The sequence below is a fragment of the Acinetobacter sp. TR3 genome, assembly GCF_027105055.1.
Lineage (GTDB): Bacteria > Pseudomonadota > Gammaproteobacteria > Pseudomonadales > Moraxellaceae > Acinetobacter.
Genome location: NZ_CP114264.1, coordinates 1,752,906 through 1,777,089 on the forward strand (window position 1 = coordinate 1,752,906; position 24,184 = coordinate 1,777,089).

Here is a 24,184-nt window from a genome sequence, read left to right on the forward strand (position 1 = left end):
AGTATCATCCTCTGATATGGGATCAATTATACAGCTACACCAAAAGATGCTGCTAAAGGTCCTAAACCACCTGCAAAACCTTGACCAATGGCACGGAATTTCCATTCGCTACCATTTTTATACAGTTCACCAAAAATCATTGCTGTTTCTGTGCTGCTATCTTCAGATAAGTCATAACGTGCGATTTCACTACCGCCTGCGTCATTACAAACACGGATATAAGCATTTGCAACTTGACCAAAGTTTTGGTTACGCCCTTGACCATCATAAATAGTCACTGCAAAAATCACTTTAGCAACATCCGCTGGGACTTTACTTAAATCAACGCTCAGTGTCTCATCATCGCCTGCGCCTTCGCCAGTACGGTTGTCACCATTGTGTACGACTGAACCATCAGATGATTTTAAGTTATTAAAGAAAATAAAATCATTATCAGCACGTACTTTACCGCTTTCAGTGACAAGAAATGCAATCGCATCTAAGTCAAATGCTTGACCATCAGTTACACGAGGATTCCAACCCAAACCTACTGTCGTTTTGGTAATTCCAGGGGCTTCTTTTGTTAAGCTAACATTTCCGCCTTTGGTTAGACTAATTGCCATTGAAGTGTACTCCTTATTCTACTGTTCAAATAAATATTGATTCTCATTTGATATAACAGATTTTCTCTACTATATCTATATATTTTATAAAGATTTTGCTTGTCGTTTCTCATAAGCAATCGATGAAAAAATTGCCCAGATAATGAAAGCGACACCAATCAATCCTGTCACAACTTCAGGAACATGACCACCTGTACCTGTATAAAGCATAATTGCAGCAAGAATACCAATCGCATACATTGCGCCATGCTCTAAAAATACAAATGCTTCTAATGTGCCTTTCTCAACCAAATAAATCGTCATCGAACGGACAAACATTGCTCCAATTGCCAAACCAAGCATAATCACCACAACATCAGTAGTAATTGCGAATGCACCAATAACACCATCAAAACTAAATGATGCATCAAGCACTTCTAAGTAAAGAAATCCACCAATACCTGCTTTTACAATCGTACTAGATGCGCCTGATGCTTTTGATTCATCCTGACTTTCATCACTTTCTTCTGTCTGACTACTTTCAAGTAAATGTCCTAGTGCCTGAACACCGACATATACCACAATCCCCCAAATACCGGCTAAAGTCACCACCAGTTTAGTTTCCATATCCACTAAACTCACCATAATCAGCAATGCAATCATGGCAACAAATACAGACATTGCTGGAACATTGGCAAGATTCGCTAGTCGTGATTCCAACCAGTGAAACCAGTGCGTATCCTTTCCATCGTCAAACAAGAAATTCAAGAAAACAAGCAATAAGAACATGCCACCAAAAGCTGCAATTTCAGCATGGTGCGCAAGCAGTTTTTCTGAATAATGGACTGGGTCATTGAGCGCCATTTTAACAACATCAACCATTCCCATATCTGCTGTGATTGCAACAATCACAATTGGGAAAATCAAACGCATCCCAAATACAGCAATCAGAATGCCGACCGTTAAAAATATCTTTTTCCAGAACTCATCCCAATGACGTAAGATCGAAGCATTCACCACTGCATTATCAAAAGATAGAGAAACCTCCATCACTGCTAAAATGGCAGTAATTAATAAAACGCGAAGCATGGTTTGAATACCTGCCTCTGGTCCATGGCTGAAACCCCACCAAGCGGATAACGCTAAGCAGATTACCGTGAAAATAATTGAGAAACGAAAATGTTTCATTGTGCCCCTTTTTGATAAAATCTTATCGTCATAATTTAAAAATTAAACTTAACCGACTTGAATACCATATTGTTGGCACATTGCTGCAAGTCCGCCAGCATAGCCTTGACCCACAGCCTTGAACTTCCACTCACCGTTATGGCGATAAACTTCGCCAAAAACCATTGCTGTTTCAGTTGAATAGTCTTCTGCTAAATCAAAACGAACCACTTCAACATTGGTGTCTTGGTTCACAATACGAATAAAAGCATTCGCAATCTGACCAAAGTTTTGTCCACGTGCTTGTGCATCATGAATCGTTACGGTAATGGCAACTTTTTCAATCTCAGGTGACACTTTCGATAAATCAACCAATAATGTTTCATCATCACCATCCCCTTGACCAGAACGGTTATCACCTGTGTGTTCAACCGAATGATCTTGTGATTTAAGTTGATTATAAAAAATAAAGTCATGATCACCACGAACCTTACCCGTTGCAGTTAATAAGAATGCACTTGCATCCAAATCGAATGCTGCTCCATCCGTTGCACGCTCGTCCCAACCCAAGCCAATTAAAATACGAACTAAGTTAGGATCTGTTTTACTAAGGGAAAGATTTCCCCCTTTATTTAAACTAATTGCCATTTTGTATGTTCTCCTCGATAAAATTTATAATTAATGTCTTCAATACTTAAAAATAGATATAAAATTAATTTCTATAAAAATATTTTCATCTAATCTTCAAGTTAGATCTTACTTTTATTTACTGCCAGCAACCCAGCGCAATCCAAAACTAAATGCCCGATCAAGTTCTTTATGTCCTTTAACATATTGAACATGGCGTCGCACTTCAATATTACCTTTTTGATTCACTAATTCAACAATTCCACACATGCCGAATGGTTGCCCTTCAATCAAACGAATCTCAATCGGTGGTTGTTCAGGTACATAAATGGTCACAACAGCATCTGTTTCAGCCCAATTTGGAACACCTTGATAAATAAATGCGAAAATCACAACCCGATGAATCTGATCCCAGTTTTTCCCATTGATTCTCAACCATTCGCCACCTTGCAATGCTCCTGTACGATCATCACCAGACAATTCAATGAATGGAAAGGTATGGAAGTTTCCAAAACAGTCTCCTAAAGCCTGTATCACTGACCTCGTTCCATCTTGCATCTCAAAGAGACAACCCAAATCTAGATCAACACTTTTGCCATGATTGAGCATTTTGTCAAAAAAGCTATTTTGTTTTGTCGCTGTTTTTTGATTCCAATTCAGATTAATTTTAATTTCACCAAAAGCCTGATCTTTTTTTGTTAGATTAATTTTATTGTTTTGTTTATCTAAACTAATCTTACTTAAACTTAACTTCTCAGGTTTTGGCGGTACTGGAGCAGTTTGAACAGTAGGCGGTGTATCACTAATCTCCACACCAAAGTATTCTGACAATGGTTTTAATCCACCATTAAAACCTTGATTCACAAAACGGAATTTCCACAATTCTTTATAGCGATAAACTTCTGCCAAGATTAAGGCTTTCTCCGTTTTTTCTGCACTTTTAATCATTGCAGTGGCAGACAACTGACCATTTTCCCACAACTCAATCTGAATATCCTGAACTGCATTGATCGTCAGGTTGCCATCAATTGCAGCACAAAATGAAACTTTGCTGATTTCAGCTTCCAACAATTGGGTATTGACATTAAATTGGGCTAAGTAAGGCGTCTTATGCGTGGATTCTAGTAATTCCACACTACGATTTGGCGTTTGCTTTTGTCCATAAAAAATCATGTCCGCATCGCCGCGCACCTTAGCTTGGGCATTAAGAATATATGCACTCATATCCAAACTTATTTGTTCGGGCATCGCTGTCTTTATTTTTATTTGAAACTGGGGCTGTGTTAAAGCTAAATTCGCTCCAGTAATGAGTTGTTGCATTGCGATACCCTCGTTTATATTATTTGGATTTGTTTTAAATGAAATTTAATTATTTTTACATCATAGCGACAATTAGATTTTTAAACCAAAAACTTTAGCTCGCTCTAAAATTCGCTCTGCCCAATGTTTATGTGTCGCAGGTTCAAGCATAGAACCATGACATGCAAAAACGGCCTGTGCATCTTGATTTAAAATATCTTGTGCTTGTTTCAATTCAATTTCATTGACTTGAAAAGCTTGATGCACAATCGGAATCTGTGCTGGATGAATAATGGTTTTACCAGATAAACCATGTTGAATATCTAAGTACAATTCATCTTGCAATAATTTAACTTGGCTAAAGTGTTCACAGACTGGCGCACTTAAAGAAAAGCCATACGGCAAAAACTGCCCAGCTAAATTCGATATTAAAGCCCCGATTGGCGTTTGATATAGAGTCATATCATTTGGGCGACGTAATGCCAAACAATTTAATAAATCATTACCGCCTATCCGCAAGACCAATACGGGATGAAACTGTTGTTGTAAAGCTTGCCTTAATTCCTTCATCGCTCCCATATCAAAGGTATCAGGCGTTTCTAAGGTCGGCATCAGTTTTAAATCAGATGATAAAATAGAATGCCATTGATTCAAATTAGATAAGCCAAATTTAGGTAAAACCATACCATCTAATAACGGAATCTCTGCCCATTGCATCAGTTCTTCTGCCATCTCCAAATGACGAGGACGAATAAATAACTGTGGATGCTGTGAGTTTCTTTGATTCTGTTGTAAATGTTGTAATAATTTTTTTAAATTCTCTTTCGCAAATTCAACATCATGCTCGACCACGGCATCTTCTAAACATAATACAACTGAACGTAATTCAGGATATTTTTCACCGTTGACCACTTGCCACAAATCTGGTCGCGTGGCTGGCATATATAACGTTGCCCCCAATGACAATGCAGATAACATATTAGTTTTTCCCTAATTTTTGAATTAATGTAATGGCACGATAGGGTGCAATTTGATCACCAACGACTTTGGTTGGTGTCTGGGTAATATCCGTAAGATGGCGTAATAAAGCAGTATCCGCATCATCGGCATCTCGTAATAACACCAAATCAGGCACACGGCGCAAAATTGCACGTGTTGCTTCTGCAATACTCGACTTAATTCGATTTAAGTTGGTGATCTGATATTGCTGTGCCAAGTCTTGAATCACTTGCTGGCTTTGTTGCTGTTGTTTTTGCCGTTGTGTTTCTGTCCAAACTGCATTCGGTTGAACTGCACATTGACGGCGGATTTGGTTAATTTTTTCAATAAATTGTTGTGATTGATCAAATTTTTCTAGCTGAGTATATTCAATACAACTATGCCATTGGTCAATATTTTGCGCATTAATCTCTTCGGCTTTCAGTGGTTCACCCTCACAAATCGTTCGCGAAATTAAACCTGAAATTGTTGAACCCAACACTCCTGACGGAATCAACCAATCATCACCACTTGCAGCCAACCATGCACAGCCCCCAATATCAGACAATACAACCAAAGGCAGTGGTCGATTGGCAAAACGAGGGTCACCTCCCAAACTACGCTGTAATTCTTGTCGAATTGCACCTTTGCCTGTCCAACCATCTACAAACACAATGGATTGATGTCCATGCTTGGCAATAATGGTTTCTAATGCTGCAAAATCAATTCCTCGATCACGAAGAATACTTACCCCATAATGGATACAAGGACGACCCAAATCTTGTAAAGCATGATAAAGCAACACACCTAAAGGCACACCTGCACGAACAAAACTGACTAATACAATTGGCTCAACAAATTCTGTTACCAATGTTTGAGCCAACTGTTGTACATTCTCCGCCAAACGTTGCTGCCCTTGTTGCAAAGCATTTTCATACAATACTAAATGACGTTCAGAAGGTGCATGTTCCTGACTAATCATCTGAGAATAGTGCTTTTGCCCAGACTGAATTAAATGCTCTTTCTCTACGGTATCCGTCGCCTGAATATGAGTGCGGCGCAATAAAAAGATCACTTGTTCAGGTAAATAACTGCCACTAAACCCTTGTTTTGAAATCAGTGCATCGGCTTGTTGCTTATTGATAATCGCCATAATACCCTTCTTTTACATATTGTTGCGCCAAGTTATGTTTGACCCAACGATTCAATTGGCTATGATTTGGCATGCCCCACCAATCGCATAAATTTAAAAATTCAACATCAGACAAACTATCACCAAAACCTAAAATTGGGCGTTGTTGAGACGCAAACTGTTGCAATAAAAAACGGGCTGCATTAGCTTTACTGACAGGTTTTGGGATAAACGCCAAATTATTACCATTCAAATGAAAATAAAACCCATCTAATAATTCGTCACTCAAACTATTCAATAATTCAGGTAAAAAATTCGGCGCATATGGATTGTCATTTTCAGTATTTTGCTTGGCAACAAGATATAAACCCAAACCTTGTTCTTCAACGATCCATGTCCGAATTGAGCCGAAGTCAACTGCTTGTTGTATCACTTGCATCAAAGCCTGCAACCGCGCTTTATAAGGCAGTAAAACCTGTTGCATCTGTGAATGCCAATCTTGGTTAATTGACAGATCAGCATTTAAAACAGTTCCACCATGAGAACATACCGCGCCATACTGAAATGGCAAATGGACACGAGACAGTGCTTCCGCACTACGTGCAGTCACTGGAATCACATGCGTACTTTGTAATAACCATTGCACAAAATGTTGTTGTACAGGGTTCATATACGCCAAAGCTTGCCCTTGTTTATCGGTCGTTGCCATTTTGAAGTCAGGTTGAGGCGTAATTCGTCGATGTGTTTGAAATAAAGTATCATCCAAATCAACTAACATAATTGGAGCTAAAACGGGAGTTGAACTTAATAAAAAATCAGTCATAAAAACATACAATTAAGAAATATGGTGAGGGTAATCTACAGCACTAATTACTTCGGCATTTGGTAACGCAGCTAATAATTCGGTCGCCACTGAATCTTTCGTCGTTTCAACCGTAATAAGGATACGATCATACGCTACTGGATTGATATTATAGACAAAATTTTGAATACCTAGACCATAGTTATCTGAAAATGCCAATCCCGACTGAATCGCATGTCCCTCTGCGATAGGAGAACGTGTAATCGCACTGAATTTCACATCTGCACCTTGTTGCTGTAAATGTTCCGCCAATAAAAAAGAAGACCAAACATATTCACCACTGCCTAAAACCAAGATTCTTTCTTGTGCTTGAGCAGAGAGTCGAATATGTGCAGTTGTATCCTTTACGGGTAAGCGTCCCCATGTCGGTTGCGCTAAAGCTTCAAATTCACCAAATGCAATCGTATCGACTTTTGGCATCTCAATTTTTTTAGGATTTTCAGCATCTTGCCATTGCCATGTGCCTGTCATCAACGCCACAGATTGACACTCTAGACCTGAAATATGAATCCCTGATGACCAATCCGCTAAAGTTGCAGTCACCACATGCGAAATCTCATTTAAACCTGCATTCTGCAAAGCTGAGATCAGATTAATAAAGGTTTTCCCTGTCGAAGCTTCATCATCAACCATAACAATACTTTTACTCGCTAAGATCTGAGCATGAATTTCTGGATCAGCAGAGCTATATAACAGTTGATCTTGCGCATGACTGTGTTCTTCTAAAAAACGAACGAGTAATGGCGCGTCTGCCACAGGATGTCGAGTCGTTGTGACATACAAAGCATCAGGATACTGTCGTTGTAACACCTGATGCACACCTGCTCCCAAACCAACGGCGGTTTCTGCCATCCCAATCACCAAAACAGGTTCAGGTAAATTTGCAGGAACTTGTTGTGCTAAATCAGTAAAAGCTTGGCGAATAATCACAGGACTCACTGGAATATGCCGCCCCAATACTTTTGATACAAATAAAAAAGCACGTTTTGGGTTAATACGTTCGGCAAAACCTAATAAATCTTGCCATTGCCATACATTATCTTTGCTAGGCTGTAAGGTTAATGTGCCGCGCTGCAATTCAATCTTAATCATAAATTTTTATCATTCAAATCAGTAAAAAGTATATTTAGTGATCAAATCTGGAAGTTAAACTTGCAGACTTTGACTAATATTTCGAACTGTTATATTGCTAGACAAAACTTCCGCTTGGTACTCATGCTCAAGAAACTCTGAAATAAGAGCAACCACTAAATTAACACCACTATGGAAGGTATGACTAATTCCACCTGAAGGTCGTGGATTGACTTCTAAAATATAGAGTTCACCGACATGGTTATAACGCGCCTGCATATTCACTAAACCATCACAATGAAATAAACGTGCTACGCGTCGCCCAAGATCAATTGCAGGATCATCTAAGGTTAAGGTTTGATAATCACCACGATGTTTATAACGAGCCACGGCATAACGCACTTCACCATGAACACAGAACATATCAACAGAACATTCATGCCCAGATAAAAATGGCATCACCAAATAGGCAGGGGTTTGTGTAAGCTGACGATAACTTTCAATAAAGGTCTGTGGATGAGCTTTAAAATTTTGGCTGTTATGAAACATATCGAACGGTGTAGCATTTGGGTCTAAACGCCAAAATCCAGAAGCAAATACCCCTGTCACAGGCTTTACACAGACATCACCTTGCGCTGACCATTCATCATAAGCAGTTTGTAATTGATCCGCTGTTTCAACAGTCGTTGCAGGCACAACAGGAATATCATGCTCTGTACAAATTTGTGTAAATGCTGATTTATCATGTAGCTGCCCTACATTTTCTGCGGTATCACAGCCTGCCATTAGACGAATACCAAGCGCATCAAAACGATGCTTTTGCTCTAAATAAATACGTCCAAATCGTCCAGCAACAATCAATTTAACCTGTAAGCGCTGTGCTTGCTCTAACACCCATTCTACTCGTTCTGACAGAATAGGCTCTTGTAAGGCGATATCCGCAGCAGATGTAATTTCAGGGCGCAAATCCTGATGAGATGCGATGATATGAATCGGAAAATCTGAACGCATCTGCTTTGCAGCTAAGACCAAATCTCTTTGACAAGAATGCGCTTGTGTAAACCAAATTCCAATTGAATGCGGAGAAATAACCTTTGTTTCATCAATTTGTGGAGCATTTAAATTTAACTTTATCATGAAGAACACACTACCATCTGAACCACCACTAAACGCCCGCCATCCTGACGGGATAATAAAATTTGCTTGCCATCTGTTAATTCAATTTTTGTACCAATCGGCACGACTGTCTTCGTTGCTACATCCATCAAATCAGGTAAATTTTCATTGACCAACCACCATTGCCCTTGATGAAAAATAAAATAACCCACACGTTTAGTTTGCTCAGCAGTCAGACGCTCATTCGGCGCAATCAGATTATTGGCATGCCACGGGTAAAGCGATTGTCCAGTCCAAACCATTAAACGATGATTATCGGGTCTAAAACTGCCTTCTTGCCGTGCCGAATAGAGGTTCAGTACAGGTAGCTTGCCTTTAAAGGCTGTGCCACAAAATGGACATTCTGGTTTTGTTGTATTATCAAATATATACCATTTTTGACCACAATCACTATTTAAGCATGGCTGAATCAAATCCACAGTTTTAACCAAAGCAGTTTCCCAATCATTGGCAGAAGGTCGCTGTTGTGGTTGGTGCAAACCTGTCACAAAGCTTTGTAAAAACAGTTCTTTTAAATAAGGACCTGTCACATCAAAAGGAATTTTTTCTGGATCAGCCCAAGGTAAAGCACTCGGACGAACTTGACTTACTTTGACTCGATTACGATGATCCGTTGGATGTTCAATAAATAAAGCTTGTTCACCCATTGCGAGATTTTCATCTCGTTGAGGATCATTGAGATCATGCACTAACCCACCACGCAATGGATGCCGATACAGCAAATACATATAGATCAATACTGCCAAAGCATGGCGATCAGTCATGATATTCGGAAGATTCCGCTGTAGGTCATCTCTTTTTAAATGATTGGTTTTCACCACTTCAGGTGCAATAAAATCAGGCGTTCCGACCACATCAGGTGGATATTTTCCAGGCACGACCAAACCATCAACATCAATTACACAGGCACGGCCAGTTACAGGATCAATCAAAATATTCTTGTAGGATAAATCTGAATGCGCCAAACCTGCTGCATGCATACGACGCACAGCACGGGCAATTAAAATACAAATTTTTAAATAATTCAGCCATGTACCTTTTTCTCGTTCGTCAAGGAAGCGATTTTGGTTATTAGCACTGGCAAACCATTTCCCTTCTTTTTCCTTACCCTTGATACCTAAAAAGTCATTATTTTTAGAACCATATTCAAAGAAAAATGCCTGTTGATAGGTCGGAGCTGTGATTCCAAGCAAACCATTATATTCCACTAGACCATCAGGCCAACAAAACACATTCTTCCAATAATCACCACCAGCACTATTAAAAATTCCTTGCCATTTATTGCCGACAATTTCTTTTAAACGATCTTTTTGGCGCTCTAATTCTGCTTGTGATTGATAAAAACTGTTTTTCTCTTTCGTAAAAAAACACACTACATAAGATTTATCAGGAGAAAAATAGACATCTTTCATTGCTCCTGAGCCAATGACTTCATCAACGAATGCAACTGGCCGACCATCTAAAGTTTGACACTGGATAATCTTAGTCATGGGCAAGACCCTCCACATCCACACTCACAGGCTTATTCCATAAAATCGCCAAAGTACGATCATCATGATGTCCAGCACTAAAGAACTTTGACCATTCCAATAAAGCTTGATCTGGGTGTGTCTGCTGTAACTGTGGTTCAAGTTCTTGCCATAATGCCTGCCATTTTTCGTGGTTCGCAAGCCCAGCATCCGTTTCAAAACGCGGATCGGAAATACCATCTGTCATTAAAATCACAGCTTCACAATCACCGTAATAGCCAATATTGACGCGACTACCAAACTGTTGTGCAAAACTGCGATCTAAGAAACGGGTTTGCCCAGCAAACTCTCCACCATCAGGTTTACCCATTAAGCGCACTTTATCTTTGGCATATACAGCGATCGCACCATCGCCCATCCAGAAGGTACTAATAAAAGTTTTTTGCTCACATTGTTTAACCACAGCCACCAACAAAGTCGTGGCATAAGCCTTGGCTGCAACCTGCTTTAACTCGGCTTCCTGCTCAATGGCTTCAATCGCCACTTGGGCTGTTTTATAGAAGGTATCGTGAAAATCTTTATAAATCTGCTGTGCAACAGACCTGGTTATTTCATCATCACTGCCAACTTGCCATTGCTGCAATAAGCGATCCAGATGTGGATGATGCTGTTCGAGGTAATCTGTCAACGTTTTGGCTGTGCTTTGCACCGCAAGTAAAGAGCCTTGTCGAGAGTAACTGGCACTGCCAGCACCGTCCGCAACAATTAATATCGACCAATCGGTCTCAGCTACACGAGCAATCAGAAAGTCATCGTCGCGGAACGTCCCCGCATGTTCATGTGAGCGTCCACGCTGGCTACAGGCCGCGAGGTTAAAATACTCAGTCTGAATCAGTTGATGGTCACTATGTGCTTTCTGATAAGGCGCATTGATATCAGGTTCATTAACTTGCCACAAACTACGTGGATCAGCAGTAATAATAAAGGTCACTTCACCCGAAGACCATGCTTGTGTGGCTTCGTTATTTTTATACTGAAATGCCAGTTTAAATTCACCTGCTTGCAACGGAATACCCTGTAATTGTTGAGCTTGATCATCAAATACGATGCCTAAGTCTTCTGGAATCTTGATTGATTCAGAACAAATCAGCACGTCCCCTTTGATCGGATATTGCATTTGAATACGCGCTTGATAGTCTTGCCCAACACGTGCATTGGGTATCTGAAAATGAGGCATTTTTTTCACCATTTTCACCTCATGATTTTGTTTTCCTGAGGCATTATTCTGATTGTGGTCTATCTTATTTGAGTCGATATTTGCGGTCGAATTAACTGACAATAACGAGGTTGTCGGAAGTGACATCACAGTGGAGCGATCATTTATAAGAGACGCTTCAGTTTCTGCATCAACTGGATGAGACAAGTAAAGCTCATCTAGAAAATCAAGTTGATCAATTGACTCCAATGCATCAGCCTCAGTGATTGGAGTCAGTGCCATTTGGGTATGATCGAATAGCGGTTGGTTTGATTCAGCGCTATTGATATTTTCAGCTTTAGAGATGTAAACCGGCAAGCGTCCCTGCTCCAAGATGCTCTGTAATAAAGAATGCTGAAACGCTGTTGACTGTTCTAATTGAAAGCCCATTAGCTCATAAATCTGTTCAGCCAAATCATGATAGGCATTATAAATTTTTTTATTTTTCAGTAATTGATCAACAGAATCGCCATCCAGTAACAGAGGGTTCTGTTGAGTTTGATCTTGTAATAACTGCTCCAATGTATTCAAAAAGGCAGTCTGAACGTCAGGAGTTAATGTTTGCGACATGGCTTTTCCTAGATCCAATTTTTAACCACGTCCTCGTTGCACATCGAAGCCGTCCATTCCACCATATCCAAAACTGACTTGGCGACGGCACCATGGGCAAGTCACGTCCTCGCTAAAACCGTCATAACACATCAATTGGCCACAACCACACATCGCAAAAGCCGTTTCAGCCAAACAATGTGGACACTCTGGGGTGCCTTGTAACAGCGTGGTATTGACCTGCTGCTGATGCTGGGTTTGATCAGACCAAGTGAAATAGTCCTCATCAATTTTGCAGCATTCAGTCAATTGAAAATGATATAAATTCAGGTTGATATTTAGATCTTGGGGCGCTTGATACTGAATTTCACGTTCAAATTTCATTAAATAGGGTCGATTCAGCTTGCCACAGCGCCCAACAAAAGTGACACAGTTTTCATCTACCAAGGTTTTCTTGGCTAGCAAATCCTTGACCAGACGCATATAGCGCTCATCAATTGGCGGTAAATGATCTTGCTGCTGCCCATCCCCAATACTTTTACTTTGTGCAACCACAGAAGCACTAATCCACTGGAAAAACTTTTTAAAGTCTTGTTCATTCAACTCATCAAAAGCAATACAGTGTTCTGTTAATTGCTTGAGCGTTGCATAATCGACGTTTTTACCCATTCCTAAGGCAATCAGCGTACAGCGTCGTGCATATTTCTTTTGCCAGCGATATATCGCATCTTTACATTCATCGGTCGGACGGCCATCTGTAAACAAATATACGATTGGCTTCCAATCTCCTTTGGTTTCTTCTGTTGTTTTAATCAAATGACGATCAAATTCATTCATCAAATGTTCTAAGGCTTTGCCTAAATGTGTTCCGCCACCCAAAGGTAATTTCGCAGGATAATAAGCAAATACTTCCACTAACGGAACTAAGGTTCGGACAATCCCTGCAAAGGCAATAACAGAAACATACACGGTTTCCAAGGCATATGGATCTTGACGTAATTGCTGCATAATCAACTGGATGCCTTGTTGCATCTGTTGAATATTTTTCCCCGCCATCGACTCAGAACAATCCAATACGAAAAAAACAGGTAAACGGCGCATCTTCTGATTATCCTTAATATATTCTTTATTTTATTTACAACACCAATTGCACTTCGGGTGGCGGTGGCGGCAATGAAACAGAGCCTGAAATCCCCACACTACTGCTTCCCACCACGACACTGGCAGACACCCACTTAAAGAATCCTGCAAAAGAGGCCGCATCCATAGTATCCAATACCACGACTTTATCGGTCAGTTGTAGGAGATGTTCCTGTTTGGCTTTTGGCCCAGCGGCACAGGCAACGATACTGGCAAAGTTTAACTGTTTTATGACAGGAATCGCTTGCTGGTAAGCATAGACATCTGAAGGTGAGCCGTCAGTCATCACAAATAATAGCGGACGCCAATCCCCTTTGACCTCATCAGTGCTTTTCTGTAATTGCTGACTCACTTGTTCTGCCAGTAATTCTAACGCAGCTCCCATAAAAGTTGCGCCTGCACTTGGAACATCGATATCGGCAAGTTGCACTTGATCCAAAGGCGTTAAAGGCAAATAAACCTTCGCTTCCAGATCAAAGGTAATAATACTTAAATGCACACTCTCCAATGCATAAGGATCTTGCCGTAATGCACTCAACATGGACTGCAAGCCGACGTTCACCGAATGAATTGGCTCACCTCGCATTGATCCAGAGGTATCTAATAAAATATAAACGGGTAAACGGCGCATGTTGTTCTAAACCTTTCTTTAGCCGAAAATCAAATTTTTAAGCGTATTGTTTTAACCATTCCACAAATGAATCAGATTGGGAAGCCTGTCCGACTGCATTAAATTTCCATCCTGCCGATTCACGGACAAGTTCAGCAAACAGTAATGAACGCTGTTGATCATATTGTCCCATGCCCGACAAATCGAAACGAACCATTTCCTTGCCCGTGGTATCTACTGCACGGATAAATGCATTTTTGACTTGACCAAAATGTTGGTTATTTTCTGCGGCTTTATAGATTTGCACCACAAAAACCACTTTTTGGTATTGTTGATTCAGGTCATTGAGCTTCACGATAATTTGTTCATCATCGCCATCACCCGCACCTGTACGGTTATCACCTGTTAACCAAATATGCCCTGAAGAATGTTTTTGATTATTAAAAAAGATAACATCACTATTTTCTAAGGTGACATTCCCCTGCGCATCTCGCCCCAGATTATTAACCTTGCCATTACTCCCAACCAGAAAGGCAATCACATCCAGATCATATTCAGCGCTATTGCCACCAAATAATCCGCCAAGAAAGCCTTTTTTCTGTTCCTGAATATCCCAACCTAAACCAATCGTTACTTGAGACAAATTATTTTCAGTTTTATTTAAACTTATGCCTTGACCTTTATTTAAACTCACAGCCATAGTTTTACCCTCTTATTTAATCTTTAATTTGCTTTTATAGTACGATGTTGACTTCAGGCGGTGGAGGTGGCAAATCGCCCAAGCCTGTGACTTCTTTTTGTCCTGCATCCACTTTCTGGCTGCCGGTTGAAATACTGGCAGAAACCCATTTAAAGAATGCTTTAATCGTATTTGAATCTGCCGTTGCCAATTCAACAACAACTTCTGTGATTTGTTTTAAAACTGAAGTATCAGCGCCATGTCCCGCTGCGCAGGCCACGATTACCCCTGTTTTGACTTGTTGTAAACGTTGCAACTTTACGCCAATCATCTGTTGGCACACCATCAGTCATAATGAAAATCAATGGTTTCCAGTCACCTTTGACCTCTGCTGTGGTTTTTGCCACTTCTTGTTCAATTTTAACGGCTAATAGCGCTAAAGCATTGCCCAAGGCTGTGGTTTTTGTGACCTGCAAATCTGGCGCTTGGATAACAGCCAATTCAGTTAAAGGCACTAACTGTTTGGCTTGGCTGTCGAAACTGATTAAAGATAAATAGGCCGTTTCCAGCGCATAAGGATCTTGACGTAAAGTCGAAAGTAAAATTTGCACCCCATTTTTTACGGCTTCTATAGGCTCACCGTGCATAGAGCCTAAGGTATCAAGTAATAAATAAACTGGTAAACGACGCATTATTTTTTACCCTTATTTTGTTATGATTTAAATTTTAAACATAGATTACACTGTTGACCTATGTAAATCATTACAAAGTAAAAAAATAAATACTCTTCTGTCTATTCCACCTAAGGTTTGAGCTGAATATTGACCAATTCTGCATCAAAAGTATCAACCAAATTCTTAATTGTCGGCTCTTGGTTTAATAGCTCGACTGCACGACGATAAGCTCTTTCTTTACGTTCATTCTGTATTATTAAAGGCGTATTAGAATTCACAGCACCATATTGCACACTGAACAACGTTTGTGGCCATTGTTCTTTTAATGCATCTTCTAAGCCATGCTGCAATTGCGACAACATACCTTCATATTCTTGAGGAATATGGAAAATAGAAGTACCGTTGATCTGTCCTTGCATCACACCATGTTGGGCTAACTCTTGTACAGCAGGTGAAAGCTGGCTGGTTCTAAACCAGTATTCCCACTTCTCCAAATTCCACTCACCTTCCAAAACCTGCTCACGCAATTTTAAAATATCTTGAGGCGTCAGATCAGTTTGTCTGTGATCTTTCTGTTGTCTTACAGGTGCTACTGGTTTGTGTGCGACAACAATCGGTTCCGAAACAACAGCTTCAAGCACTTGCTCTGCGATGAGATCAAGTGCCTGTTCAGCTTGAGGTTGCTCTAGCTGTACTTGAGGATTTTGCTCAACAGGAAAAACCAATACATCATCCACTTCAACGATATTCGACTGAATCGTGTGTTGTTGCGCTGATATATCCAATCCAATCAACTGCCCATCTTCTGCATCAAAAACTATTAAGCTGCTATCTGGATTTTGCGCAACAGGTTCAGGTTCAGGTTCAGGTTCAGGTTCAGGTTCAGGTTCAGGTTCAGGTTCAGGTTCAGGTTCAGGTTCAGGTTCAACGCTAACCGTTTCTTGTTGAACTGCAAGCTGATTTTCTATCCTTAAATCTTGTACTGGCTGCTGCGCTTCAGGCGCTGTAATTTGCGTAACAGGCGTTGCCGTAACCATGACTTCATTCAAAGTCAACGGTCTAAACGCAAGTAAACGCAACACCGTCATTTCAAAGCCTTGCTCTTGCGTCACCGCAAGTTGCAACTCAGCGCGACCTTTACATGCAATTTGATAATACAACTGCAAATCTTGAGCAGAAATGAGTTTAGACAGTTGCAAAATTTTCTGATTAATTTCTTCACTATATTTCAAAGCAAGATCAGGCAAATATTGCAGTAATGCCAATTCATGCAAGGTAGAAACCAATTGGTCTAAAACTAACGACACATCTAAAGCTTGCTGTCTGAATTGTAGAAGTAACTGACTTACTCTTGCTTGCTGATTTTGATGGATTGCCAAAATCAAATCATAAATAATGGTTCGGTCAATCAAACCGAGCATATCTTTAACATCTTGATGATGGACTGCACCTTGACCATAGGCAATTGCTTGGTCTGTTAAAGACAATGCATCACGTAATGATCCTTGTGCAGATTCTGCAATTTGCCAAATTGCATCTTGATCGGCTTCGATATGCTCTTTATTTAAAATCGCTGTCAAATGCTCTGTGATTTCATCGACAGCCAAAGGACGCAAGGTAAATTGCAAACAGCGCGAGATGACAGTAATTGGTAATTTTTGTGGATCTGTCGTTGCAAAGAGGAACTTCACATGCTCAGGTGGTTCTTCCAGTGTCTTGAGCAAGGCATTGAACGAATGCGTTGAAAGCATATGCACTTCATCGATCAGGTAAACTTTGAAGCGACCCTGCGTCGGCGCATAAGGTACATTGTCAAGTAACTCGCGAGTATCTTCAACCTTGGTCCGTGATGCTGCATCGATTTCAATTAAATCAATAAAACGACCTTCATTGACCGCTTTACAGGTTGCACAAACTTCACACGGCGTTGACGTCACGCCTGTCTCGCAGTTCAAACATTTGGCTAAAATACGGGCAATCGTGGTTTTACCGACACCGCGCGTTCCTGTAAACAAATAAGCATGATGCAAACGCCCACGTTCTAATGCGCTGGTTAAAGCACGAGAAACATGGTTTTGCCCAACTAACTCATTGAAATTACGAGGACGGTATTTTCTTGCCAGTACTTGATACATGTATGCTCCTTTCTGCATCTTAAGCATACTGTTTTTTTGAAAGGCTGTGAACGAGTCCATTTCTAATTGATCAAGATTAAATACTTTCTGGAGCTTTTAAACCGAATTTCTTATAGATTTACTTACAATCATCACAAGACTTGCACCGATATTCAACTCAATAGAGAATACACCATAATTTTTAAGTTGCTGGTCTATTTGACATGTCTGAATCCTTAGCGGTACTCGGCGGTATTACCGCAGAACAATTCCTGAATGAATATTGGCAAAAAAAACCATTGTTAGTTCGCAATGCAATGCCTGAAATTATGGGTTTATTAGAACCTGAGGATGTCAAAGAACTGGCGCTAGAAGAAGATGTCAGTGCTCGCTTGATTCGTCAAAAAAATAAAAATCCAAATGAATGGCATGTAAAATCATCACCACTCACTAAAGGTGATTTCCAAAAGTTACCGAATCTTTGGACGATCCTAGTTCAAGCGGTGGACCATTATTCTTTTGATATTGCTGAGCTCTGGAAAAAATTTCCATTTATCCCTCAATGGCGCCGCGATGACATCATGGTCTCTTATGCACCTAAAGGTGGCTCTGTTGGTAAGCACTTCGATTTCTATGATGTATTCCTTGTACAAGGGCATGGTCATCGCCGTTGGCAACTCGGTCAAATGTGTGATGAATCAACAGAGTTTGTTGCAGATCAACCATTAAAACTCCTTTCTCAAATCAATGTAGATTTTGATGAGGTACTTGCACCTGGCGATCTATTGTATGTACCACCTGGTCTTGCTCATTATGGCGTTGCTGAGGATGATTGTTTAACTTTCTCTTTTGGCTTCCGTATGCCAAATTTAGCTGAAATGACAGATCGACTCAGTGAACAATTCGCAAAAAACTCAGTCTTAACAAATCCTCTCGCGGATATTACTCGTATAAAAACAAATGCTATTGGAGAGATAAATAATTCCGAGTTTTCTTATCTCAAGACTCAATTACTTGATTATCTTACCCAAGCACCAGAATTTGATGCGGCGATCATGGCATACATGAGTGAGTCTAAATATCCCAATAGTATTCCTGAGCCAGAAGAAATTGTGGTAGATGATTTACTTGAAGTTATCAATGGCGGCTATCAAGTTATTCTGGAACCTGCATCAAGATTGCTCTATAGACAACAAAATCAATTATTAGACTTTTGGGCAAATGGGGAAAATATCTGTATTTCTCAATCTTTCCAAGCACAACTGAAACAAATTGCAGATGGTGCAAGCTTAGCATTTGATGAAGAATTTAATCATACGGATATTTTAGAAGATATCGTATTGTTACTGAATCAAGCAGTTATTATGTTGCTACCACCTCATTAAGCCTGATACATCCTCTAATTAAAGTAGAAGTAGTTTCGACTATTTCTACTTTTATAATTTGACATAAAAAATTAAAAATTTTTTATAATGATTACATTTTAAGTATTGAAAAATATAATATTTTTCATAAACTCACTAATAACAACTTAAAACATAAATTATATCTAAATTATTCTTTACTATAACGGAGAATCAATATGTTTAAAAAAACACTATTTTGTTCATTAATTGCATCTTCATTCGTACTTCAAACAGCCCAAGCTTGTACTCGAGCAGTTTATCTAGGCAATGACAATCACATCATTACAGCACGATCAATGGATTGGAAAGTAGATGTCGGAACTAACCTATGGATCATGCCGAGTGGTGTAAATCGCGATAGTAATGCAGGTCCTAAATCACTTAAATGGAAATCGAAATATGGCAGTGTCATCGCTTCAGGCTATGATATATCAAGCACGGATGGCATGAATGAAGCTGGTCTAATGGCAAATGTGTTATGGCTAGTTGAATCAGAATATCCAAATGCAAAACAATCAAATAAGCCACAATTAAGTATTTCTGCTTGGGCACAATATGTGCTTGATAACTATGCAACTGTGTCGGAAGCAGTGACAGCCTTAGAAAAAGAACCATTTATACTAATTACAGACAGTGTTCCTGATGAACAAAGGCTAGCAACACTTCATTTATCAATTTCAGACAAAACTGGTGATAGTGCAATCATTGAATACATTAATGGAAAACAAGTCATCCATCATAATAAGAAATATCAGGTGATGACCAACTCCCCTACCTTCGATCAACAATTGGCTTTAAATACCTACTGGAAGCAAATTGGTGGCACTGTAATGCTACCAGGAACGAATAGAGCATCCGATAGATTTGCCCGAGCATCATTTTATATCAACGCTATCCCTAAAAATGATAATTCAAAAGAAGCGATTGCCTCTGTCTTTAGTGTTATACGTAATGCATCGGTTCCTTTTGGCTTAAATACAGAGGAAGAGCCCAATATTTCTTCAACACGTTGGCGGACAGTTGCAGATCACAAACAACTACTCTACTTTTTTGAATCTGCTGTATCTCCTAATGTTTTCTGGGTGGACTTAAAGAAAATTAACTTTAAAGATGGTGTCACGCGTAAATTAGATGTTGGTAAAGACCAACAAAATACTTTTGCTGGCGATGCGACTGATCAATTTAAAATTGCAAAACCATTTGAATTTCTTGGTCCAGAGTTACATCATTAACACCTGAATAGAAATAAACTCGAGAAGTTAAATATGAAAAAAGTACTTGTTTGTCTTAGCCTGTGTATCGCAATAAGTGGTTGTAGTAACCTAACAAATCCAACATCAGATGCTACAAATATAAGTCAACTCGCAACAGCAGGTTCATTAAGTTGCAAGGCAAATGAACTTTGTCCAAATGTTGTCGTGGAATGGGATAAGCAGCAAAAAGATCGCCTACAAATTGATGTGGCATTGAGTAGTACTTATGAATATTATGACATTACAGGTATGACATTCAGCGTTGATAATAAATTATTCAGTTATGAACCTGTTGGAAAAACCCAGCAGAAATACATCAATCGTCTCATTCCTAAACGCTCATCAAATACTTTTGTTATCCCGAGTTTATTTCTTAATGAACTTAGAAATGCAGAAAATGTCGATTTAATGATCCAAACCAATAAAGGCACAATTAAACGCCCTGTATATACACCCTCTCAACAATCAACGCTCTATCAAAATTTTGTGCGTTTAATTGAAACTTTAGCAAGAAGCTAATTTTTAATAAAATATATAAAAGTCAGTTATTTATCTTAAAAATTTAATAACTGACTTTTATTATTCAATTATCATAATTTTAAATAAATGTGAATTAGTTTAAATTCATATTATAGAGTTATAAATCACCTTATAATTACTCTGTTTTATTTAAATTAGTTTAATTAATTCATATATTTAACTAAAAAATAACTAATAAACTGTAAATTTAAGAATCAATTAAATAAATAATGTTATTTTTTTCTATGATATTTCTTTAATACCATGTAAAATTCGTGCCAAAATTGCATGATGGAATGCAAATAATGCTCAGCTCATATTAGTAGAGAGCGAATTCGAGGTTTGTATGTCAAAAAAAGAAGATATTATTAACACAGCATTAAAACTTTTTAACTCGCATAGCTACAATTCGATTGGGGTTGATCGAATTATTAGTGAGTCAGGCGTTGCAAAAATGACATTCTATAAATATTTCCCATCGAAGGAAAAGCTTATTGAGGAATGTTTACTTCAACGTAATATTAACCTTCAAACCTCATTGAATGAAACATTAGCTCAATGTGATCAATCAAATTATTTAGAGCAAATTGAATCGATATTCAAATGGTACAATGCTTGGTTCCAAAGCGAAGACTTTAACGGCTGTATGTTCCAAAAAGCACTTGAAGAAGTGATTAAAATTTACCCTTCAACCCTTGAACCTGCGATACAATATAAAATATGGCTAACAGCCTTGATCCAAAACTTACTGACTCATTTAGATATTCGAAGCCCGACACACTTGGCTACATTAATCGTAAGTATTTTAGATGGAATGACCATCCAAGCGCATGTAAATAAAAACTCTGTTGAAATGAGTGAGTATTGGACTCGCGTAGAACATTTAATTAATTTTGAAAAGCAAATGGCATCATAAAATTCTCAGAAAACTGAGTGAAAAAAATAATATGAAATTGAAAATATAAAAAATAAAGCGTGATTTATAGTTATTATTGTGGCTCACGCTTGCGTCTGAGTTGTAAAAAGAATAATAAAAATATTACCCTCTGGCGGTCGTACAAATTGCACATCCCGATCCTTCTTATGAAGACAGATCATTCTGTCTTGTTTTTCATTATATACGCTTTTCCTACAAGCACAAAGAAAATTTTTAAAATTTTTATATTTATTAATTAAATTAATTACATAATTTTATTGTTTAGAAAATTTTAACAATTACTAATGTTTCTAACATTGCTAAAAATATCTAAACTACCAAATTTTAAAGCCTAATAGTTATGAATGAAAAATATAAGTTTCACTGATATAGATATTCACAAAAAACCATTGTATTTTTCAAGTTTTAATACATTTTTATGTTTTTCTCACCTTATACTAAGTTCGGCTTGAATGTAGTGAGAAAAGTATGCAAAAGGATATAGAGATCAACGTGATGAGAGAGTCTGCAAGCTCTATTGTCAATGTACTTAAGTCTTTGGCAAACACAGATCGCTTAATTATTTTATGTCATTTAGCCAAACAAGAATTAAATGTGTCTCAAATTGAAGAAGCTACCCATATCTTACAACCTACCCTGTCACAGCAGCTTATGATGTTAAGAAAAAGTAATGTAGTTTCTACACGTCGGGATGGAAAGCAAATCTTTTATTCAATTAGTGACCCTAAGTTACAGGTTGTTTTAACAACGCTTTATGAAAATTATTGTCCAGATATAAGTTCTTGAATCGATCTCTTATTTATAATCTATTCTAAAGGATTTCAGAAACTAACATCAGCACTTAAAACAGTATTTGAATTCTTTAGAATATTCAACTACAAAAGCCCATTTTAGTTCAACCATAATTTTATCGTGACTCCAAATTGACAAAATGAACAAGACTCTCTCTAGAGAATAAAGCAAGATTCTGTAAAACATCTGGTTTCAGATATTTAATGTTGTTTTTTGACATTCATGAAATCACTTGTGCTTCAATCATATGATCCAGATAACAAGCTTTTGTTGGATATAAGCTTTATAAATATAAAAAAATTCGTGAAAATGCTTTGCTACGATATAGTCATAAAAAATTCAACAAGTGCGAAAAGTACAAGTGAATTAAAATATTCCCCCCTGTTCCCTCCAATATTTCTAGCTGAATTCCTTCTAAGGTAGTTTCTGAAAGCTTTAATCGACCATCTACTAAAAAATACGTTCATCTGGAAATGTAGAAACTAAAATCTGATTTCATATTCTATCCAAGCAACCACGTGGATGATATTGAGCGTTCCCTTAGCCCTTAGCTATCTCTAATCTTAAATCTTTAATTTACTTACTTCACTAAATATCAATACGCTATAAATGATATTGATCTCTCAGCTTTCTAATAAAAGGCGTTATTCTCCAACTATTCTCAAATGACTCTACGCCATTTGCCCAATAAAGAACAGTTTGTGTGTGCAAATCAAGATTATTTTCAACAAGAGATAGTGTCCGATGCCAACGAAAGTCTTTCTCTAAATCATTCACTTCTTCAAAAGACTGAAAAAGCATTTCAATCAACAGAAATCGCTCATCTTCTGTAATATCGTTTAGATCGTAAGCATTAAAAAAATCATCTATGAGAACTGCGTCAGCAACTTCATATTCCCAATCTTGCATATTATCGTGATAAGGTAAGTTCAACCGCTTTCCTAATGCTACCCTAGCATTAGTGTTAGGGAACTTAGGAATCTTTAAACTATTTTCCATCTAATATTCCCCTCAAATTCCCTTTCGACCTTTGCTCGAAATTCTGTTGAAAATATTCCGTTTGATACAGCGGTTCAGTCTGATAAAAATGCGCTAGAACTTGTTTTCTTTTAATCAAATAAATATCTGGATATACCCAAGCATATTCCTGCTGAATCTGCTGTTCATATTCCGCAAAACGCTCTGGCGAAGCCGCTAGAATCGCTAAGTCAATATCCAGTAAAAATTGTAAATCCAACTCATCAGTCAATGCGTGCTTATGTGTGGCAAGAATCCATCGCTTTATCTTTTGAACGATATCAATTGATAGATCTTGAATCAAATACTGCTCAAATAATTCAGCACTTTTTAACTCATTATCTTTTACTTGCGGATCATAAACCGCATCATGAAACCAAAGTGCTAACTCAACTGCATGTGCATCAATTAAATCAGCTTGAATCGATTTAAGCAGGACCAAACATTCATACAAATGTTGCAGTGTATGATAAGCCCGCTGCTTTTCACTATAAGCAGCAATCAACTTATTAAAAACTTTCTGCGGTTCAGAAAAATGGTAGTGATGATGCAGCTCAAACCATGATTTTTCTAATACAGTTAAATATTGCTGCATCGCCCATCCTTATTGGATTTCCTTATTAAGCCACTTTGCTAATGACTCTGCATCCTTACGCTCAAGAAAGAGCTGATACAAAGTGCAGGATCCAAACTCATGTTTTAGTTCCTGCTGACGCACAGGGTGATTACCAAATCGAAAGCGTCGAGTACCATCACGATCTAAAGGCAGTGCATACACGCCATAACTCCGAGGTTCTGTCAGATGCCCTTTGATTCGGACTTGATCAAGCGATATAGCATTTTTCAACAAATGTTCTTTGGCTAACATCCCATCCTG

At 38.5% G+C, this 24,184-nt stretch carries 23 protein-coding genes and 1 pseudogene; 5 read left to right on the forward strand and 19 right to left on the reverse strand.

What is annotated here, in order from left to right:
• Positions 1-26 precede the first annotated feature (26 nt).
• The 16 genes and pseudogenes from O1449_RS08250 to dnaX form a co-directional block, all read right to left on the reverse strand.
• On the reverse strand, positions 27-602 hold the full coding sequence (locus O1449_RS08250) for a TerD family protein (RefSeq protein ID WP_018678204.1): 576 nt from the start codon (positions 600-602) through the stop codon (positions 27-29).
• An 84-nt stretch (positions 603-686) separates the two neighbouring features.
• A complete protein-coding gene (locus tag O1449_RS08255; protein ID WP_269238010.1) occupies positions 687-1,769 on the reverse strand; it encodes a DUF475 domain-containing protein in 1,083 nt (360 codons plus the stop codon).
• 48 nt (positions 1,770-1,817) lie between these two features.
• A complete protein-coding gene (locus O1449_RS08260; RefSeq protein WP_269238011.1) occupies positions 1,818-2,396 on the reverse strand; it encodes a TerD family protein in 579 nt (192 codons plus the stop codon).
• 114 nt (positions 2,397-2,510) lie between these two features.
• Positions 2,511-3,695, reverse strand: a complete 1,185-nt coding sequence (locus O1449_RS08265; RefSeq protein WP_269238012.1) for a TerD family protein — start codon at positions 3,693-3,695, stop codon at positions 2,511-2,513.
• Positions 3,696-3,767: 72 nt separating this feature from the next.
• A complete protein-coding gene (locus O1449_RS08270) occupies positions 3,768-4,652 on the reverse strand; it encodes an HpcH/HpaI aldolase/citrate lyase family protein (protein WP_269238013.1) in 885 nt (294 codons plus the stop codon).
• Position 4,653: 1 nt separating this feature from the next.
• Positions 4,654-5,805 carry a cysteine protease StiP gene (gene stiP, locus O1449_RS08275; protein ID WP_269238014.1) on the reverse strand — a complete coding sequence of 384 codons (1,152 nt, stop codon included), beginning with the start codon at positions 5,803-5,805 and terminating at the stop codon, positions 4,654-4,656.
• Positions 5,789-6,607 (reverse strand): HAD hydrolase family protein, encoded by an 819-nt coding sequence (locus O1449_RS08280; RefSeq protein ID WP_269238015.1) that lies wholly within the window; start codon positions 6,605-6,607, stop codon positions 5,789-5,791. Before O1449_RS08280 ends, stiP begins: the two co-directional genes overlap by 17 nt.
• A gap of 12 nt (positions 6,608-6,619) precedes the next feature.
• Positions 6,620-7,738 carry a phosphoribosyltransferase domain-containing protein gene (locus O1449_RS08285; RefSeq protein WP_269238016.1) on the reverse strand — a complete coding sequence of 373 codons (1,119 nt, stop codon included), beginning with the start codon at positions 7,736-7,738 and terminating at the stop codon, positions 6,620-6,622.
• 54 nt (positions 7,739-7,792) lie between these two features.
• Complete coding sequence (locus O1449_RS08290) at positions 7,793-8,854, reverse strand: ATP-grasp domain-containing protein (protein ID WP_269238017.1); 1,062 nt, start codon at positions 8,852-8,854, stop codon at positions 7,793-7,795.
• Positions 8,851-10,383 (reverse strand): helix-hairpin-helix domain-containing protein, encoded by a 1,533-nt coding sequence (locus O1449_RS08295; protein ID WP_269238018.1) that lies wholly within the window; start codon positions 10,381-10,383, stop codon positions 8,851-8,853. Before O1449_RS08295 ends, O1449_RS08290 begins: the two co-directional genes overlap by 4 nt.
• Positions 10,376-12,187 carry a PP2C family serine/threonine-protein phosphatase gene (locus O1449_RS08300; RefSeq protein WP_269238019.1) on the reverse strand — a complete coding sequence of 604 codons (1,812 nt, stop codon included), beginning with the start codon at positions 12,185-12,187 and terminating at the stop codon, positions 10,376-10,378. Before O1449_RS08300 ends, O1449_RS08295 begins: the two co-directional genes overlap by 8 nt.
• 21 nt (positions 12,188-12,208) lie before the next feature.
• The gene (locus O1449_RS08305; RefSeq protein ID WP_269238020.1) at positions 12,209-13,267 is read right to left on the reverse strand and encodes a TerY-C metal binding domain-containing protein; all 1,059 of its coding nucleotides are present in this window, start codon (positions 13,265-13,267) and stop codon (positions 12,209-12,211) included.
• Between the two features lie 34 nt (positions 13,268-13,301).
• Positions 13,302-13,937, reverse strand: a complete 636-nt coding sequence (locus O1449_RS08310; protein WP_269238021.1) for a vWA domain-containing protein — start codon at positions 13,935-13,937, stop codon at positions 13,302-13,304.
• Positions 13,938-13,974: 37 nt separating this feature from the next.
• Complete coding sequence (locus O1449_RS08315) at positions 13,975-14,616, reverse strand: TerD family protein (RefSeq protein ID WP_269238022.1); 642 nt, start codon at positions 14,614-14,616, stop codon at positions 13,975-13,977.
• Positions 14,617-14,650: 34 nt separating this feature from the next.
• Positions 14,651-15,287: pseudogene (locus O1449_RS08320) on the reverse strand (vWA domain-containing protein).
• A gap of 110 nt (positions 15,288-15,397) precedes the next feature.
• Positions 15,398-17,404: a DNA polymerase III subunit gamma/tau gene (gene dnaX, locus O1449_RS08325; RefSeq protein ID WP_269238023.1), complete on the reverse strand. Its 2,007-nt coding sequence runs from the start codon at positions 17,402-17,404 to the stop codon at positions 15,398-15,400.
• 203 nt (positions 17,405-17,607) lie between these two features.
• Between dnaX and O1449_RS08330 the strand changes: the two genes are divergently transcribed.
• The 5 genes from O1449_RS08330 (at position 17,608) to O1449_RS08350 (ending at position 22,284) form a co-directional block, all read left to right on the forward strand.
• Positions 17,608-18,768, forward strand: a complete 1,161-nt coding sequence (locus tag O1449_RS08330; RefSeq protein ID WP_269238024.1) for a cupin domain-containing protein — start codon at positions 17,608-17,610, stop codon at positions 18,766-18,768.
• Between the two features lie 197 nt (positions 18,769-18,965).
• The gene (locus tag O1449_RS08335; RefSeq protein ID WP_269238025.1) at positions 18,966-20,021 is read left to right on the forward strand and encodes a linear amide C-N hydrolase; all 1,056 of its coding nucleotides are present in this window, start codon (positions 18,966-18,968) and stop codon (positions 20,019-20,021) included.
• Positions 20,022-20,054: 33 nt separating this feature from the next.
• On the forward strand, positions 20,055-20,561 hold the full coding sequence (locus O1449_RS08340; protein ID WP_269238026.1) for a hypothetical protein: 507 nt from the start codon (positions 20,055-20,057) through the stop codon (positions 20,559-20,561).
• 346 nt (positions 20,562-20,907) lie between these two features.
• Positions 20,908-21,477: a TetR/AcrR family transcriptional regulator gene (locus O1449_RS08345; protein ID WP_269230258.1), complete on the forward strand. Its 570-nt coding sequence runs from the start codon at positions 20,908-20,910 to the stop codon at positions 21,475-21,477.
• A gap of 489 nt (positions 21,478-21,966) precedes the next feature.
• Positions 21,967-22,284: an ArsR/SmtB family transcription factor gene (locus tag O1449_RS08350; protein WP_269238027.1), complete on the forward strand. Its 318-nt coding sequence runs from the start codon at positions 21,967-21,969 to the stop codon at positions 22,282-22,284.
• 609 nt (positions 22,285-22,893) lie between these two features.
• Here O1449_RS08350 and O1449_RS08355 read toward each other — a convergent pair.
• From O1449_RS08355 to O1449_RS08365, 3 genes are read right to left on the reverse strand one after another with little or no spacing between them, the layout of a single operon-like run.
• The gene (locus O1449_RS08355; RefSeq protein WP_269238028.1) at positions 22,894-23,289 is read right to left on the reverse strand and encodes a hypothetical protein; all 396 of its coding nucleotides are present in this window, start codon (positions 23,287-23,289) and stop codon (positions 22,894-22,896) included.
• Positions 23,279-23,902: an HD domain-containing protein gene (locus tag O1449_RS08360; RefSeq protein WP_269238029.1), complete on the reverse strand. Its 624-nt coding sequence runs from the start codon at positions 23,900-23,902 to the stop codon at positions 23,279-23,281. Before O1449_RS08360 ends, O1449_RS08355 begins: the two co-directional genes overlap by 11 nt.
• Positions 23,903-23,911: 9 nt before the next feature.
• Positions 23,912-24,175 carry a hypothetical protein gene (locus O1449_RS08365; protein WP_269238030.1) on the reverse strand — a complete coding sequence of 88 codons (264 nt, stop codon included), beginning with the start codon at positions 24,173-24,175 and terminating at the stop codon, positions 23,912-23,914.
• Positions 24,176-24,184 lie beyond the last annotated feature (9 nt).